Source organism: Sphingomonas degradans, assembly GCF_053502645.1.
Genome location: NZ_CP177172.1, coordinates 1,016,459 through 1,031,081, shown reverse-complemented (window position 1 = coordinate 1,031,081; position 14,623 = coordinate 1,016,459). Strand labels below are relative to the sequence as shown.

Here is a 14,623-nt window from a genome sequence, read left to right as displayed (position 1 = left end):
AAGGAGCGAAATCATGGATATCAATGCACATTTCGGCGATCTGCTGGCCCGGACACGGCTGGACGGACGGTATAGAATCTTCGCGCAGCTCGAACGCATCGCCGGGGCTTTCCCCACCGCGCGGTGGCACCGCCCCGACGGCACCCGCCGCGACGTAACGGTGTGGTGCAGCAACGACTATCTGGGCATGGGCCAGCACCCCGACGTGCTTGCGGCGATGCATGAAACCATCGCCCGATCGGGGGCAGGCACCGGCGGTACGCGCAACATCTCTGGCACCGTGCGGGAACATGTCGCGCTGGAGCAGGAACTTGCGGCCTTGCACGCCAAGGAGGCGGCGCTGCTGTTCACCTCGGGCTGGATTTCGAACCTGGCCGCGCTGGGCACGCTGGGCACGCTGGGGCGGCTGCTGCCCGACTGTGCGATCTTTTCGGATGCCCTGAACCATAATTCGATGATCGAGGGCATCCGCCGGTCGGGTGCCGAACGGTTCATCTTCCGCCACAATGATGTCGGGCATCTCGAAGAACTGTTGCAGTCGGTCGATCCGGCACGCCCGAAGATCATCGCCTTTGAAAGCGTGTATTCAATGGACGGCGACGTCGCACCCATCGCCGCGATCTGCGATCTGGCCGATCGCTTTGGCGCGCTGACCTATCTCGACGAAGTGCACGCGGTCGGCATGTATGGCCCGCACGGCGGGGGCATTGCCGAGCGCGAAGGCGTGGCGGATCGCATCACCCTGATCGAGGGAACGCTTGCCAAGGCGTTCGGCGTGATCGGCGGCTATGTGGCAGGGCCGGCGCTGTTGATCGACGTGATCCGCAGCTTCGCCGAGAGCTTTATCTTCACCACATCGCTTTGTCCGCATCTCGCGGCGGGCGCGCTCGCTGCCGTCCGCCATCTGCGCGGCAGCGACGAGGAGCGGCAATTGCAGCACGCGAACGTCGCGGCGCTGAAGGCGGCACTGGCGGCGGAGGGGCTGCCCGTTGGCGCCGATACGGCCAGCCATATCGTGCCGCTGATGGTGCGGGACGCGCATCTGTGCCGCCGCATCAGCGAGATGTTGCTGGAAGAACACGGAATCTATGTCCAGCCCATCAATTATCCGACAGTGCCCATGGGTCAGGAGCGGCTGCGCATCACTCCCACGCCCTTTCACGACGCGGATCATATCGCCCGCCTGGTGGACGCGCTTGTGCAGATCCGCGCGCGCCTTGGCTGGGTGACGGACGCGAGGATGGCGGCATGACGATCGATTTCGCAACGGCGATGGCGGAGCTTCCGCTGGTCGCGATCCTGCGCGGCATCACCCCGGCGGAAGTGGAGGCGGTGGGAGACGCCCTGGTCGCGGCCGGATTTCGCCTGATCGAAGTGCCGCTCACCTCGCCCGACGCCTTTCGCAGCATCGCCTTGCTGACGCGGCGGCTGGGCGATGGCGCGGTGATCGGCGCCGGAACGGTGCGGCGCACTGCCGAGCTGGACGCCCTGATCGACGCCGGTGGCCGGTTGATGGTAACGCCGCATGGCGACGCCGCGCTGATCCGCGCGGCAAAGGCGCGGGGCCTGGCCACATTGCCGGGCGTCTTCACGCCGACCGAAGCCTTTGCGGCGATCGATGCAGGCGCGGACGGGCTGAAACTCTACCCAGCCGAAATGATCCCGCCTGCTGCCCTGGCAGCCTATCGCACCGTGATCGGGCCCAATGTGCCACTCTGCCCCACCGGCGGGATCGGACCGGCCGACCTCGGACGATATCGTGCCGCCGGTGCCGCAGGCTTTGGCCTTGGCGGCGCACTGTATCGGCCGGGCGATTCAGCCTCGGACGTGGCGATCAAGGCTGCTGCCTTTGTATCGAGCTGGCGTGCCACCGATGCTTGAGGATCGCGCAATGCTGGCCGCCGCTGCGCAAATCGCGCGGCGCTTCTCCCGGCCCAGTGCACCGCTTTATTGGACGGATCTGATCGTTACCGCCGCCATCGCCTATGCAAGCTTTTGCATCGCGGTTTTTGCGGTGTCGCCGATCGCGATCGCGGGCGGGTGCGTGGTGGCGGTGCTCGCCTTTTACCGGGGGCTCAGCTTCATCCATGAATTGACGCATTTCCGGCGCGGCAGCCTGCCGGGCTTTTACCCGGCATGGAACATCCTGTTCGGCATCCCGCTGCTGACGCCGTCGTTTCTGTATGAGGGCGTCCACAGCATCCACCATGCGCGCGCACGCTATGGCACGCCTGCAGACCCCGAATATCTGCCGCTCGCGTCGATGCCCCGTGCGGTGTTGCTGCCCTTCCTCGCCGGGGCCGCGCTGGCGCCTGTGGGATTATGGGTGCGCTTTGCCGTGCTGGCGCCGCTCAGTCTCCTGAGTCCCCGGCTGCGGGACGCTGTGGTCGCCCGCTATTCGGCGCTCACGATCAATCCCGCATTTCGGCGCCAGCCCGCCAAGGGCGCATTGCGCCGCCGCTGGATCGCGCAGGAGACTGCCGCCAGCATCTGGGCGATCGCCATCGTCGCGCTGGGCACCGCAGGCGTGATGAGCCTGCGCGGGATCGGCACTGCTTTCCTGATCGGTGCCGGCGTCGCGCTTCTCAACCAGGTCCGGACGCTGGTGGCGCATGTCTGGGGCAACGCCGATGGCAGGCCGATGAGCCTGACGGCGCAATATCTCGATTCGGTGAACATACCCCCGCCCGCACTCCTGCCGGCGCTCTGGGCTCCCATCGGCCTGCGCTATCATGCGCTGCACCATCTGCTGCCGTCCGTGCCGTATCACCAGCTGGGCGCGGCGCACCGCGCGATGATCGACAGCCTTGGCAAGCACGGCACGATCGCGGCGGCAGACCATTCCGGCTTCCTATCGGTACTTCGAAGGATCGGCGCCTGAGGCTGATGCCCAAGGCAGGCGCTCCGCGATCCACGACAAAATCGCGTCTAGGACGGCTTCTCTCCCGACATCCGCCAACAGATCATGGAACGCGCCTTCGTACAGCGTCAGCGTCTTGTCCTTTGATCCGGTGCCCTCGAAGAACAGCCGGCTGCCGCCGGGGTCCGTCGCCCTGTCGGCAGTGCCGTGCAGGATGAGGACCGGCGTGGTGACTTGCGAAATATCGCGCGCCAGCCGCTCACCGGCACGGATCAGCGCCGCCACGGTAAGGGCCGGCTGGGTTTCGCCGGCGGTGAGAGGATCGGCATTGAGCCGCCGGACGGTTTCGGGATCGCGCGAAAAATCCTCGTTCTTCAGCCGCAGCACGCGTGCACGCGGCGCGATCCGGCTGAACAGTTTCAACAAGGTCAGCGCAATCGCGGGCGCAGGCAGCCGAAAGGCGAAACTCTCGCAAATCAGGCCGTGCAGGCCGAACGGGTGTTCGATCGCATAGAGACAGGCGGCCACACCCCCGGCGCTGTGGCCGAGCAGGTACAGCGGCAGATCCTGATCGCGTCGCCGGGCCAGCGTAATCATCGCCGCGATATCGGCGACATAGTCGTCGAACCGTTCGACAAAAAAGCGCGGCCCGCTCGACCTGCCGCGCCCTCGCAGGTCGAGGGCATAGACGGCATACCCCTCGGCCACCATCCGCTCGGCGACCCATTGATACTGGCCCCCATGCGCATTGAACCCGTGGCAGATCGCCACGATCGCACGCGGTGGCGCAGTGGGGTGCCAGACACGGACGAGTATCGAGAACCGATCGACCGAGAGGGTGATCTCTTCAGGAGCCAAATGGGGAGCGCTCGCGGTCATCGTCCAACTCCTGACAAGTTAGGGCGAACGCCGCCCTGGGAAAGCATCACGCGGGGCCGTATCAGCCGCCTCGCTCGGCAAGCGGCTGCCGCAGCTCGGCATTTTCACGCTCGAGCGCCGCAATCCGATCGTGCAGCGGCTGCACCGCCGCCGCCACCTGGCGCTCGGTGAAGCGCGGGACGATGTGCTGGGGGCAGTTCCAGTCGAACGCCACCAGCCGCAACCGGAAGATCCGCTCGATCGCAGCGCCATAGCCAGGGTCGGTCACGCGCTCGGCCAATCCCGGCTCGGCATCCCGGGCCAGCGTTTCGACATGGACGTACATCTTCAGCCGGGCGCGTCGGACATAGTCCATGACGATCAGGCAGGCCCTGTCGTTCGTCCGGAAATTGCCGGTGCTGATATATTGCCGGTTGCCGCGATAATCGGCGAAGGCGAGCGTCTGCGGATCGAGCATTTTCAGGAAGCCGGGCGGCCCGCCGCGATGCTGCACATAGGGCCAGCCGGTCTCCGATACGGAAGCGATGTAGAAGCTGTCGCGCTCCGCCAGGAACGTCGCTTCGTTGCCGGTGAAGCGATCGAAGGTGCGATGCCCCTTGAAATCGGTCCACAGATGATCCGCACCCATCGCCGCCTGGGCGGCGGCCACGCCCGGCGTGCGCGCCACGTCCATGAATCCGTACGGCATTCCTCCGCTCCTTCGCTCGGTTCAGCCGGCAGCCTAGCCTGCCTCGCGCGCTGCCTGCTGGGCGCGAACATAGCTCTCGATGACCGCCGCGTAATTGGGCGCGGCCAGGCCGTAGAGCGTGGCCAGGTCGCCCGCTTCGGGGCGGGCCCAGGTGCGGTGGAGTTCGGAGAGCAGGGCGTTGGTCGATGTCGGCTTCACGCCGCCCTGAACGAAGCGCGCCAGCGAGATCCGCGAGACCATCTCGCTCGGATCGCCCGACGCGTCGAGAACCGCATAGACCTCGTACCCCGCCGCCCGCGCGTCGAGCGCCGGGAACATCACGCACACGCTGGTCCACACGCCCGCCATCACCAGCGTCTTGCGCCCGGTGGACCGGACCGTCGCGACGAAATCGTCATTGTCCCAGGCGTTCACTTCGCCCTTGCGCGGCACATAGACGGCGTGCGGGGCGTGGTGTTCGATCTCGGGCATCAGCGGCCCGTTGGTGCCCGCCGGTTCGGAGGCGGTGGTGATGACCGGTATTTTCAGCAGCGTCGCCAGCCGGGCGATCATCTCGACGTTGCGGCGCAGGTCGGCGACGGGAATGTCCTTCACCGTCTGGAACAGCCCCGATTGGTGGTCGAGCAACAGGATCACGGTATCGGCGGGGTCCATCAGCATGGCGCCGCCGCCGCTGGCAAGAACACTGGACTTTGTGGAAATCGTGGTCATGTCGTTCGTCCTATCGGTTCGTTCGCAGCAGGGGCGTGGCCAGGCCGCCGACGGGTTGTACGCCATATCGGCGCCGCGCTCTGGTCAGGTGCGGTAAGCTGCGGTTAAGTCCGGGTGTCCGCTGGCGCCGGCGGCGGCGTTGGAAAAATCCGGCGCGACCCGTTAGGATGGTTCGCGGGCGCCGTCAGGGGATCGGGAAAGCGTGACGATACGGGTGTTGACGGTCGACGATCATGCAACGGTGCGCGATGGCGTGGCCGCGCTGATCGCGCGCCAGCCCGACATGGAGATTGCAGGCGAAGCAGCGGACGGCATCGAGGCAGTCGCGATGTTCCGCGCACTGGCGCCGGACGTGACCCTGATGGACCTGCAGATGCCGGGCATGGACGGCGTCGATGCGATCGCCGCGATCCTGGAACTGTCTCCCAAAGCGCGGATATTGGTGCTCACCACCTATTCGGGGGACGCGCAGGCGGTGCGCGCGATCCGCGCCGGGGCGGCGGGGTATCTGCTGAAGAGCTGCCTGCGGACCGAGTTGCTCGACGCGATCCGCGCCGTCCATGCCGGGCGCCGCGCGATGAGCCCGGATATCAGCCACGCCGTGGCCGAACACGCGCTGGACGCGCCGCTGACCGACCGCGAAATGGCGATCCTGGGCATGGTCGCCGAAGGGCACCCCAACAAGCAGATCGCCCGCGATCTCGATCTATCGCCCGATACGATCAAATCGCATCTCAAGAGCATCTTTGCGAAGCTGGGCGTCGACGATCGCACCCATGCCGTCACCGTCGCGGTCCGGCGCGGCTTCTTCCAGCATTGAAACGCCCCGCGCGGCGGCCCCTCAATTCTGCACATCGGCGATGAAGCGATAGCCCCGGCCGGTCACGGTGGCGATGTAGCGCGGCGCTTCGACCCCCTCGCCCAGTACGCGGCGGAGGCTGGCGACATGCACCTTCAGGTTGCCGTCGCCGACAAAGGTGTCGGGCCAGGTGCGGGCGCGCAATTCGCGCTTGCTGACGACTTCGCCCGGCCGCTCCGCCAGCGCGGTGAGGATGTCGAGCGCGCGGGCGCCGATCTTGACCGGGGTGTCGTGCTTGAGCAGCAGCTGCCGCCCGGGCTTGAGCACGAACGGACCGAAGCGGAAACACCGCTCGATCGCCCGCACAAAGGGGGCCTGGTACGGCGGCAACGGCGCTGGCGCGGATAGAGCAGTAGACGGCACGGTAATGTCCTCCCGGTTGCATCGCTCTGGGCAGCTCCCGGCAGCCGCATCGCTTGGCGCCACGCGCTGGACCGGGTCGATTTTGCTGTGCTGCGAAGCCTATGCCGATGGGGGCGCCATGGCACCCTTCCCCCGGGTCCGCCGGTGCCACCCATTTGGGTGATCGATACCGCGCCGCGACATCGGTACCCGGCGCGTACGAGGAACCGGACAAGATCGGCGCGGGACTGCGGACCGCGGGACCGCGCATTCCGAGCGCAGATATTCGGGACAGGGTCACCACGTGACACCGCGCCCGCTTTGGAAGAAAAAGGGGGTATGTCGTCCGCTGCAAAACGCCTTCTGCTGGGGATGCTGGCCGCGCTGTTGGCCCTATGCGGCGCATCGGCCACGCATGCGCAGCGCAGCCTTCAGCAATTGCGGCACACCGCCTGGACCTCCAGAGACGGGGCCCCGCCGGAAATCTGGGCCCTCGCCCAGTCCAGGGACGGGTTCCTCTGGCTCGGCACGGGAAGCGGACTCTACCGGTTCGACGGGACCCGTTTCGAGGCGTTCCGCCCGCGCAGCGGCGAGCACCTCCCCTCGCTCAACGTCAATTCGCTGCTCGCCACCCGCGCGGGCGACCTATGGATCGGCTTTGCCTCCGGGGCCGTTGCCAGGCTGCGCGCGGGCCATTTGATCCTTTTCGACCTGGGGCTCCCGCCGGTCGCGGTTCTGGAACTCACCGAGGACCGCACAGGCGCGATCTGGGCCGCGCTGGGCGAGGAGGACAGAGGCGGCGTGGCGCGCTTTCATCAGGGTAAATGGGAGGTTTTCGGGCGCTCTCGCGGAGTAGCCGCAGGCGCGGCAACCAGCGTCCTGGGAGCTGCCGACGGATCGGTATGGATCGCGGCGGGTGGCGAACTCGCGGTGCTGCGCCCGGGCGCCGCCCGATTTTCGCGCGTCGCCGCCTCGGCCTCGAACAGACCAAAGCTGAAACAGTCGCCGGACGGCGCGATCTGGCTCACCACCGGCGCCCGCCCCGGCCTCCAGCGTGTCGCGGCACCGCCTGCCAAGGCCACACCGACATGGATCGTGCCGCCGATGACGGCCAATCCACGCGCGGAGAGCATCCTGTTCGACCGGCACGGCAGTCTTTGGGGGACCTATGGCAGCGGCGGCATCTTTCGTCTCGGCGGCGTCGGCGTGGGCGGTGGCGCGCGCGCTGGCGGTGGCACGAAGGAGCGGTTCGGCGCGGCGCGCGGCCTGACGTCCAACCTCGCCAACCCGATCCTGGAGGATCGGGAGGGCAATATCTGGGTGGGCACGAACCTGGGGCTCGACCAGTTCCGCGAGACGAGCGCCGTGGTCGCCACCGGCCTGCCGACGGATTCGCGGAATGGCTTTCGGATCGCGCCGGGGCCTGCGGGCACAATGTATGTGACGTCCAGCGACGCGCTGTTCAGGGCGGGTCCGGACCATGTCGCCCGGAAGCTGGTGCACCTGCCGCGACGGCCGCTGATCCTCCATACGGATGCGCTGTCCCGCACCTGGATCGGCACGGATCGAACGCTCGGCATCCTATCGGGCGGCACGGTTCGGGACGTGCCGTTGCCATGGGCGCGCAGCAGGCCGTTCGCGCTCCTGGAGGAAGCGGCGGGCAGGATCTGCGTTTCGTCCGTGGAAGGCGCGTTTTGCCGCGAGGGGCGTAGATGGGCGCCCGAACCGCGCCTCGCGACCCCGGGGATTCTGCCGATGCAGATGCTCCGCGACGCACTCGGGCAGATATGGATTGCGGAAGGGCACCGCATCGAAATGGTCGATGGACCCACACGACGGGTGTTCTCGGCGCGGCACGATCTCGCACTGGGGACCGTCGTGGTCATCGCGGTGCGGGGACGGCATGTCTATGCGGGCGGCGACTTCGGGTTGGCCCGGTTCGACGGCCGGCGCTTCGTCACCCTCCGGTCGGACGTGCACCCGTTCCTGAGCCGAACCGCAGGGATCGTCGAGACGTCCGAAGGCGACCTGTGGCTCAACACCGTGGCCGGCGTGGTCAAGATCGCACGGGCGGACCTGGACAGTGCGTTCGCGCATCCCACGCGCCGGGTAAAGGCGCGGGTGTTCGATCGCGACGACGGAATGCCCGGCGTGGCGCAGCAGGACTCCTGGTCGCAAACCGCGATGGAGGCTTCGGACGGGCGCCTCTGGTTCGTGACCAGGCTCGGGCTTGCCTGGATCGACCCCAGGCGGCTTTCCTTCAATGCGCTGCCGCCGCCGGTGATCGTCGAGTCCCTGGTCTCCGGCGGCCGCATCTATCAGGCCGACACCGCGATCCGGCTGCCGAAGGGCACTTCCAATCTCCAGATCGCCTATACCGCGACGAGCCTTTCCGTGCCTTCGCGCGTACGGTTCCGCTACCAGCTGGAAGGGGTCGACGAAGGCTGGGTCGATGCGGGCACGCGCCGGGAGGCCTTTTACACCGGGCTGACGCCGGGCAGCTACCGGTTCCGGCTCATGGCGGCGAACGATGACGGCGTCTGGAATCAGCGGGGCGCGGCGCTGGCGTTCGAGATTCCGCCGACGTTTGTCCAGAGCTGGCCGTTCCGCATACTATGTGGCTGCGGGGTGCTCGGGCTGCTCTGGCTTGCCTATACCCTGCGGCTGCGGGCGGTGGCCCATCGCATCCGCGCGCGGATGGCGGAGCGGATGGGCGAACGCGAACGCATCGCCCGCGAACTGCACGACACGCTGCTGCAATCGGTCCAGACCCTCACCCTCCACGTCCAGGTGGCGGTGGAGGACCTGCCGCACGGCACGCCGGAACGCGCGCAGCTGGAGCACGCCCTGAACCGCGCCGACCGCGCGATAGCGGAGGGGCGCGATCGCGTGCGCGACCTGCGCGTGCGATACGATGCCAAGGGCATTGCGGATATCTTCGCCGAGGCCATCGACCAGCACGGTTTCGATCCCGCGACGTCGGTCCGCATCCAGACGGTGGGCGATCCCCGCCCCCTTTCGCCGATCGCGCTCGACGAGATCGTGCGTATCGCCGGCGAGGCGATTGCCAATGTCCGGCAACACGCGCGCGCGACCCAACTGCGCATCGATATCCGCTTCGCCCGACCGTTCACGATCCGATTGGCGGACGATGGCATAGGCATTCCGGCCGCGATCCTCGAAGGCGGGCGGAAGGCCGGCCATTACGGGCTGCAAGGGATGCAGGAACGGGCACGCAAGCTGCGCGGCGCGCTTGCCGTGCGGTCGCCGTCCGAAGGCGGCACGGAGCTGGTGCTCACGATCCCCGCCCATGTCGCCTATGCGCGTCCCGACGCGTCCCGGTGGTCCACCTGGCGGGACAAGGCGCTGCGCCTGTTCGACACCCGGCGCATCCCGATCGAGTAGCGTGTCGAGGGTTACGCCGGCCGTCGCGGCATAACGGCGTGCGGCCGATCGGGGCCACAATCCGCCGCCACCACGCTTCACTGCGCTTTACCACAAGCGACCCCCTCTCGCGTCAGATTCCCGTACGTCCTTGTGGGCGCCGTCGCGCAACGCCAACCCCAAGGAGACTCTGCATGAAACGACTGCTCACGGTCGTGGCGCTTGCCGCCGCGATCTCCACCGGCCCCACCGCGTTCGCCGCGCCAGAGGGATCGCAACAGCCGCCGAGCGCACGCATCACCGTGCCGGTCATCCACTATCGCACCGCCACCATCGACGGGGTGAAGGTCTTCTATCGCGAGGCCGGTCCTGCCGACGGCCCGGTGGTCCTGCTGCTGCACGGCTTTCCCACGTCGTCGCACATGTTCCGGAATCTGATCCCGCTGCTCGCGGACAAATATCGCGTCATCGCGCCCGACTATCCCGGCTATGGCCAGAGCGACGCACCCGACCACAAGCAGTTCGCCTATACGTTCGCCAACCAGGCCGACATCGTCGACAAGCTGGTGACGCAGCTCGGCGCGCGGCGCTACGCGATGTACGTCATGGATTACGGCGCGCCGATCGGCTACCGGCTCGCGCTCAAGCACCCCGAACGGGTCAGCGGCCTGATCGTGCAGAACGGCAATGCCTATGACGAGGGGTTGCAGTCTCCCTTCTGGGACCCGATCAAGGTCTATTGGCGGGATCGTTCGCAGAAGAACCGCGACGCGCTGAACCGGCTGGTCACGCTCAAAATCACCAGGTTCCAGTACACCGACGGCATGGGCGACGTCGCCCGCATCAGCCCCGACAACTGGGTGCACGATCAGGCGCTGCTCGACCGCCCCGGCAACCGCGACGTCCAGCTCGACATGCTCGGCGATTACGGCTCGAACGTTCCGCTATATCCCCAATTCCAGGAATTCTTCCGCAAGCGCCAGCCACCGACGCTGATCGTGTGGGGCAAGAACGACACGATCTTCCCGGAGGCCGGCGCACATCCCTATTTGCGGGATCTGCCCAAGGCGGAAATCCATATCCTCGATTCCGGGCACTTCGCGCTCGAAGACCGCCTCGACGTCATGGCGCCGCTGATCCACGACTTCCTCGATCGCAACCTCACCAAGTGAGGGACGCTGACCTGCCCGCGATGCGCAATGCCTCGCGGGCAGCAGCACCGCGCAGGCATTGCCGAACCAGCCCCCCGACAATGGAGTATCCTGATGCGTAAGACGACAGTCTGGACAAGACGATCGGCGTTGAAGATCGCCGCCGGGCTGGCGGGCACCGGCTTGCTGGGCGCCACGCCATCGGCGGGGCTCTCCGCCCTTCCCGCCAGCGAGGGCTATGCTTCGGTCCCCGGCGGCAGGATATACTGGAGACGGTTCGGCTCGGGCGGCAAGACGCCGCTGCTCCTGCTGCATGGCGGCCCCGGCGCCGCGCACAATTACCTGCTGTCGATGCGGGCTCTGGCCGACGAGCGCCCGGTGATCTTCTATGAGCGGTTTCCACACGAACTGAGTCGTTGGGGATTCCCATCTGCGGCGTGATGTGATTCACGCTTCCTGCTGGTGGCAGGAGGCCAGCATGGATGGCACGCACGCTTTCACAGGATCTTCGGGACAGGGTTGTCGCCGCGATTGACGGCGGCCTGAGTTGCCGTGCCGCGGCGGCGCGCTTTGGTGTAAGCGTGTCGAGTGCGATCCGCTGGCGTCGTCTTGCGTTGGAACATGGCCGTGCCGTGGCCAAGCGACGCGGCGGCGACCGGCATTCGGGCAAGATCGAAGCGCACGGCGACTTCATCCGGGCACTGATCGCCGAGCAGGGCGACATGACCCTGGCGGAGGTTCAGGTGCGGCTGATCGAGCGCGGTGCCATGGTCGGGATCGGCACGGTGCATCGCTTCTTCGTCCGTCACGGGATTACGCGCAAAAAAAGACCGGGCACGCGATCGAGCAAGACCGTCCCGACGTCCTGAGGCAACGCCAGCGCTGGTTCGACGGCCAGATCGATCTCGAGCCCGAACGCCTCGTGTTCATCGACGAAACCTGGACTGCGACAAACATGACCCGCAGCCACGGGCGCTGCGCCAAGGGCGAGCGATTGCGGATGGGCTTCCCGCATGGCCATCGCAAGACCACAACGCTGGTCGCCGGCCTGCGCATGACCGGCATGGTCGCGCCGATGGTCCTGGACGGGCCGATCAACGGCGATTGGTTCGAGGCCTATGTGGCGCAGGTCCTGGTACCAGAGTTGCGGCCCGGCGACGTCGTCATCATGGACAACCTCTCGAGCCACAAGCGGGCCGCCGTGAAAGAGCGGATCGAAGCGGCCGGAGCAACCCTGCGCTTCCTCCCGCCCTACAGCCCCGACTTCAATCCCATTGAAAAGGCCTTCTCCCGCCTCAAGGCCATGCTGCGCAAGGCGGGCGAACGAACCGTCAACGGGCTGTGGGGTTTGATCGGCAGGCTCGTCGACATCTTCCAGCCCGCCGAATGCGCCAACTACTTCAGCTCGTGCGGCTACGAACCGGAATGAGTGGAAACCGCTCTACGACCAGTTGGGCTGCGGCAAGGCCGACGCCCCCGAGGACGAGAGCCTCTACACCATCCAGCGCGCGGTCGATGAAGTCGACGCAGTGCGCGCCGCGCTGGGTCTTCGCCGGGTGGTGCTGTACGGCCACTCCTGGGGCACGCTGCAGGCGATCGAATATCTGTGCCAGGGCCGCGGTGACGGCGTCGAACGGCTGATCCTGGGCGGCGCCTTTGCCAGCGTGCCGCAGGTGATCGCCGGGATACAGCGGCTGATCGCCAGCATGCCCGGCGGCTTCGCGGCGAAGCTGTACGCGCTGGAGCAAGCGGGCAAGATCGACACGCCCGATTATGCCGTGCTCGCGCAGCAATTCTACGATCGCTTCGTGCTGCGCGTCCCGCCGACGCCCGACGCGCTGGCGAGCTTCGACGCGCTGTCCAAGTCGATCGCCTATCGCGTGCTCAACGGCCCGAACGAATTCACGATCATCGGCACGATCAAGGACTGGGATCGCCGCAAGGATCTGCACCGCATCCCGCAGAAGACGCTGCTTACCACCGGCGAATTCGACGAAGTGACGCTGGACTGTCACACCACGCTGCGGGACGGCCTGGGCGGCAAGGCCCGGCTGGCGGTGCTGAGCGGCTGTTCGCACATGACGATGGTGGAGAAGCCCGACCAATATACAGCGCTGCTCCGCGCCTTCCTCGCCGAGGACTGATCTGCCCGCAGGGGTGCGATGCTCGCAACGTCCGGCGGACGCTCGTCCGCGCCGATGCTGGCGAGGTCTTCAGCACATTTTTGCGTAACCGGCACGCATGATGGTCACCATCCTTCGTCCGTGGTGAACAGCGCGCTGCGCCTGCCGCCTGGCAGCACTGCCCACAGGGTCAACGCCCGCATAATGTCGAGCGTCGCAACTGCCTCGATAGCCCGTCGGGGCGCCCGGCCGCTATGTGCCGGGCGCCCGCCTGCTTCAGAACTCCTTGGTAACCTGCAACCTCAAGGACCCCGCCGTTTCCCCCGAAGCGCCGCGCAGACCCATTTCCACATCGAGCGACCACAGGCTTGGCAGGACGAGCCGCGTACCCAGGCTCAGCTGGAACTGCTCCCGCTTCCACGCGCTGCTATCGATGCGATAGAACGCCGCGCCCGCGATGTCGGCATAGTCGAGGAACTGGGCATCGACATCCGCAAACTCATGGGTCCACTCCGCCCGCAAGCGCGGGATGACGGTGCCGAAGCCATAGCGTTGGCGCAATTCGATCCGCGTCCCCAGCGTGCCGGTGACCGATTGCAGGCTGCGCGCATCGAAACGAAGATTGTACCGCCCAGCCCCGGCCTCTTCATAGGCATCGAGGTCACCGTCCATATACTCGCCCCGGCCATAGACCGAGAAGCGCAGCGGGCCGCCCATATGGTCGATCCCGAAGGACAGCGCCGCCAGCGTCATGGCACCGTCGCGACTGCTCGTGGCGATGATATTCTGCCCCGCCACCAATCGGCGCATCCGGAAGCTGAGATCGGCCCGCCCCAGCAGCGCGTCGACAAAGGCGCCGCTGAACGGCGAGGCACTGGCATAGGCCGCCACCAGGCTGCTCTGGCCCCGAACCCGCGCCGCACTGCCCCCGATCAGGCTGATATCGTTGCTATACCCCCGCCGAGACCGACGGTCAGCCCCTCTGCCAGCTTGATGTCGGCGCCGCCGCTCAGGCCCGAAGTGGTCGCCGTGATCTTGGTACGGTCGGTTTCTGCGTTGCGCGTGCCGATCTCGATCGCCCCTGCGCTCCACAGCGCGACAGCACCGATCCGGCGTTCGCCCGATCCCGTACCCGGGCCATCGCCGATGCCAGTACCGGCACCCGGTGCAGCGGCGGTCCCATCTGCGATCGCAGACGCCTTGTCCGTTGCCGTGGCACTGCGACGATGCCCCGCAACCCCGCCCGCTTCGGCGCGCTTCCAGCTTCCGCCCGACCATTCTGCCTCGGCATCGTCGGTCCGGTTGTCGATTGCCACGTCGTCGACGCTTGCGCCCGAAGGTCGCATCCGCTCGGTGATCGCCATCGTGGCGCCGTCCAGCGTCGGGCGCTGCGGATAGACGCTGCGGCCGTCGCGCGACGTTAGCGTAATACCCATGCTCGGATCCGTACTGCCCCCGCCGCCATGCAGTTGCTCGGCCCGGCGCATGAAGTTGGACACCTGGCTACGGGCAAAGCGCCGCGCCGTCTCGGCCTGTGCATCGACAAGGCCGCGCAGATTGGGGTCCTGGGTCGGATCGGGCCGCGCGTTCACGGTCAGCGTGACCGTGGCAGGCGCCGATGTCGCG

At 67.1% G+C, this 14,623-nt stretch carries 15 protein-coding genes; 9 read left to right on the top strand and 6 right to left on the bottom strand.

Annotation, left to right across the window (positions count from 1 at the left end; translation table 11 throughout):
- Positions 1 to 13: 13 nt before the first annotated feature.
- The 3 genes from hemA to ACG3SL_RS04685 are packed head-to-tail and all read left to right on the top strand — an operon-like array spanning position 14 to position 2,881.
- Entirely contained in the window at positions 14 to 1,252 is a 1,239-nt protein-coding gene (gene hemA, locus ACG3SL_RS04695; protein WP_448663983.1) for a 5-aminolevulinate synthase, read from the top strand.
- Positions 1,249 to 1,881 (top strand): 2-dehydro-3-deoxy-6-phosphogalactonate aldolase, encoded by a 633-nt coding sequence (locus tag ACG3SL_RS04690; RefSeq protein ID WP_448663982.1) that lies wholly within the window; start codon positions 1,249 to 1,251, stop codon positions 1,879 to 1,881. The genes hemA and ACG3SL_RS04690 overlap by 4 nt, the downstream gene beginning before the upstream one ends.
- Positions 1,874 to 2,881 carry a fatty acid desaturase family protein gene (locus ACG3SL_RS04685; protein WP_448665069.1) on the top strand — a complete coding sequence of 336 codons (1,008 nt, stop codon included), beginning with the start codon at positions 1,874 to 1,876 and terminating at the stop codon, positions 2,879 to 2,881. The genes ACG3SL_RS04690 and ACG3SL_RS04685 overlap by 8 nt, the downstream gene beginning before the upstream one ends.
- On the opposite strand, the gene ACG3SL_RS04680 is transcribed toward ACG3SL_RS04685, so the two are convergent.
- From ACG3SL_RS04680 to ACG3SL_RS04670, 3 genes are all read right to left on the bottom strand, one after another.
- A complete protein-coding gene (locus ACG3SL_RS04680; protein ID WP_448663981.1) occupies positions 2,852 to 3,739 on the bottom strand; it encodes an alpha/beta hydrolase in 888 nt (295 codons plus the stop codon). The two genes, ACG3SL_RS04685 and ACG3SL_RS04680, sit on opposite strands and share 30 nt — an antisense overlap.
- A gap of 61 nt (positions 3,740 to 3,800) precedes the next feature.
- Positions 3,801 to 4,427 carry a pyridoxamine 5'-phosphate oxidase family protein gene (locus ACG3SL_RS04675; RefSeq protein WP_448663980.1) on the bottom strand — a complete coding sequence of 209 codons (627 nt, stop codon included), beginning with the start codon at positions 4,425 to 4,427 and terminating at the stop codon, positions 3,801 to 3,803.
- Between the two features lie 33 nt (positions 4,428 to 4,460).
- Positions 4,461 to 5,138: an isochorismatase family protein gene (locus ACG3SL_RS04670; protein WP_448663979.1), complete on the bottom strand. Its 678-nt coding sequence runs from the start codon at positions 5,136 to 5,138 to the stop codon at positions 4,461 to 4,463.
- A gap of 202 nt (positions 5,139 to 5,340) precedes the next feature.
- Here ACG3SL_RS04670 and ACG3SL_RS04665 point away from each other — a divergent pair, with 202 nt between their 5' ends.
- Positions 5,341 to 5,958 (top strand): response regulator, encoded by a 618-nt coding sequence (locus tag ACG3SL_RS04665; protein WP_448663978.1) that lies wholly within the window; start codon positions 5,341 to 5,343, stop codon positions 5,956 to 5,958.
- A 21-nt stretch (positions 5,959 to 5,979) separates the two neighbouring features.
- Here the strand turns inward: ACG3SL_RS04665 and ACG3SL_RS04660 are convergent, their stop codons facing one another.
- Positions 5,980 to 6,360, bottom strand: coding sequence for a winged helix-turn-helix domain-containing protein (locus ACG3SL_RS04660; protein ID WP_448663977.1), 381 nt, complete (start codon positions 6,358 to 6,360; stop codon positions 5,980 to 5,982).
- Positions 6,361 to 6,678: 318 nt separating this feature from the next.
- On the opposite strand from ACG3SL_RS04660, the gene ACG3SL_RS04655 reads away from it, so the two are divergent.
- From ACG3SL_RS04655 to ACG3SL_RS04635, 5 genes are all read left to right on the top strand, one after another.
- The gene (locus ACG3SL_RS04655; protein WP_448663976.1) at positions 6,679 to 9,744 is read left to right on the top strand and encodes a sensor histidine kinase; all 3,066 of its coding nucleotides are present in this window, start codon (positions 6,679 to 6,681) and stop codon (positions 9,742 to 9,744) included.
- A 173-nt stretch (positions 9,745 to 9,917) separates the two neighbouring features.
- Positions 9,918 to 10,895 (top strand): alpha/beta fold hydrolase, encoded by a 978-nt coding sequence (locus ACG3SL_RS04650; RefSeq protein ID WP_448663975.1) that lies wholly within the window; start codon positions 9,918 to 9,920, stop codon positions 10,893 to 10,895.
- A 93-nt stretch (positions 10,896 to 10,988) separates the two neighbouring features.
- Complete coding sequence (locus ACG3SL_RS04645) at positions 10,989 to 11,315, top strand: hypothetical protein (protein WP_448663974.1); 327 nt, start codon at positions 10,989 to 10,991, stop codon at positions 11,313 to 11,315.
- Positions 11,316 to 11,356: 41 nt separating this feature from the next.
- Positions 11,357 to 12,303 (top strand): IS630 family transposase gene (locus tag ACG3SL_RS04640; RefSeq protein WP_448663973.1). Its coding sequence is split into 2 segments (ribosomal slippage): positions 11,357 to 11,693 and positions 11,693 to 12,303, totalling 948 coding nucleotides; the frame shifts between segments, so codons are not numbered across the junction.
- Between the two features lie 22 nt (positions 12,304 to 12,325).
- Entirely contained in the window at positions 12,326 to 13,018 is a 693-nt protein-coding gene (locus ACG3SL_RS04635) for a proline iminopeptidase-family hydrolase (RefSeq protein ID WP_448663972.1), read from the top strand.
- 255 nt (positions 13,019 to 13,273) lie between these two features.
- Here ACG3SL_RS04635 and ACG3SL_RS04630 read toward each other — a convergent pair whose 3' ends face one another.
- A complete protein-coding gene (locus ACG3SL_RS04630) occupies positions 13,274 to 13,891 on the bottom strand; it encodes an autotransporter outer membrane beta-barrel domain-containing protein (protein ID WP_448665068.1) in 618 nt (205 codons plus the stop codon).
- A gap of 38 nt (positions 13,892 to 13,929) precedes the next feature.
- Positions 13,930 to 14,589: a hypothetical protein gene (locus ACG3SL_RS04625; RefSeq protein WP_448663971.1), complete on the bottom strand. Its 660-nt coding sequence runs from the start codon at positions 14,587 to 14,589 to the stop codon at positions 13,930 to 13,932.
- Positions 14,590 to 14,623: the final 34 nt, after the last annotated feature.

Excerpts from the sequence above, each read along its gene's own strand:
- ACG3SL_RS04645 (WP_448663974.1), top strand. The coding sequence starts at position 10,989 with ATGCGTAAGACGACAGTCTGGACAAGACGATCGGCGTTGAAGATCGCC.
- ACG3SL_RS04670 (WP_448663979.1), bottom strand. The coding sequence starts at position 5,138 with ATGACCACGATTTCCACAAAGTCCAGTGTTCTTGCCAGCGGCGGCGGC.
- ACG3SL_RS04650 (WP_448663975.1), top strand. The coding sequence starts at position 9,918 with ATGAAACGACTGCTCACGGTCGTGGCGCTTGCCGCCGCGATCTCCACC.
- ACG3SL_RS04675 (WP_448663980.1), bottom strand. The coding sequence starts at position 4,427 with ATGCCGTACGGATTCATGGACGTGGCGCGCACGCCGGGCGTGGCCGCC.
- ACG3SL_RS04680 (WP_448663981.1), bottom strand. The coding sequence starts at position 3,739 with ATGACCGCGAGCGCTCCCCATTTGGCTCCTGAAGAGATCACCCTCTCG.
- hemA (WP_448663983.1), top strand. The coding sequence starts at position 14 with ATGGATATCAATGCACATTTCGGCGATCTGCTGGCCCGGACACGGCTG.
- ACG3SL_RS04655 (WP_448663976.1), top strand. The coding sequence starts at position 6,679 with ATGTCGTCCGCTGCAAAACGCCTTCTGCTGGGGATGCTGGCCGCGCTG.
- ACG3SL_RS04685 (WP_448665069.1), top strand. The coding sequence starts at position 1,874 with ATGCTTGAGGATCGCGCAATGCTGGCCGCCGCTGCGCAAATCGCGCGG.
- ACG3SL_RS04690 (WP_448663982.1), top strand. The coding sequence starts at position 1,249 with ATGACGATCGATTTCGCAACGGCGATGGCGGAGCTTCCGCTGGTCGCG.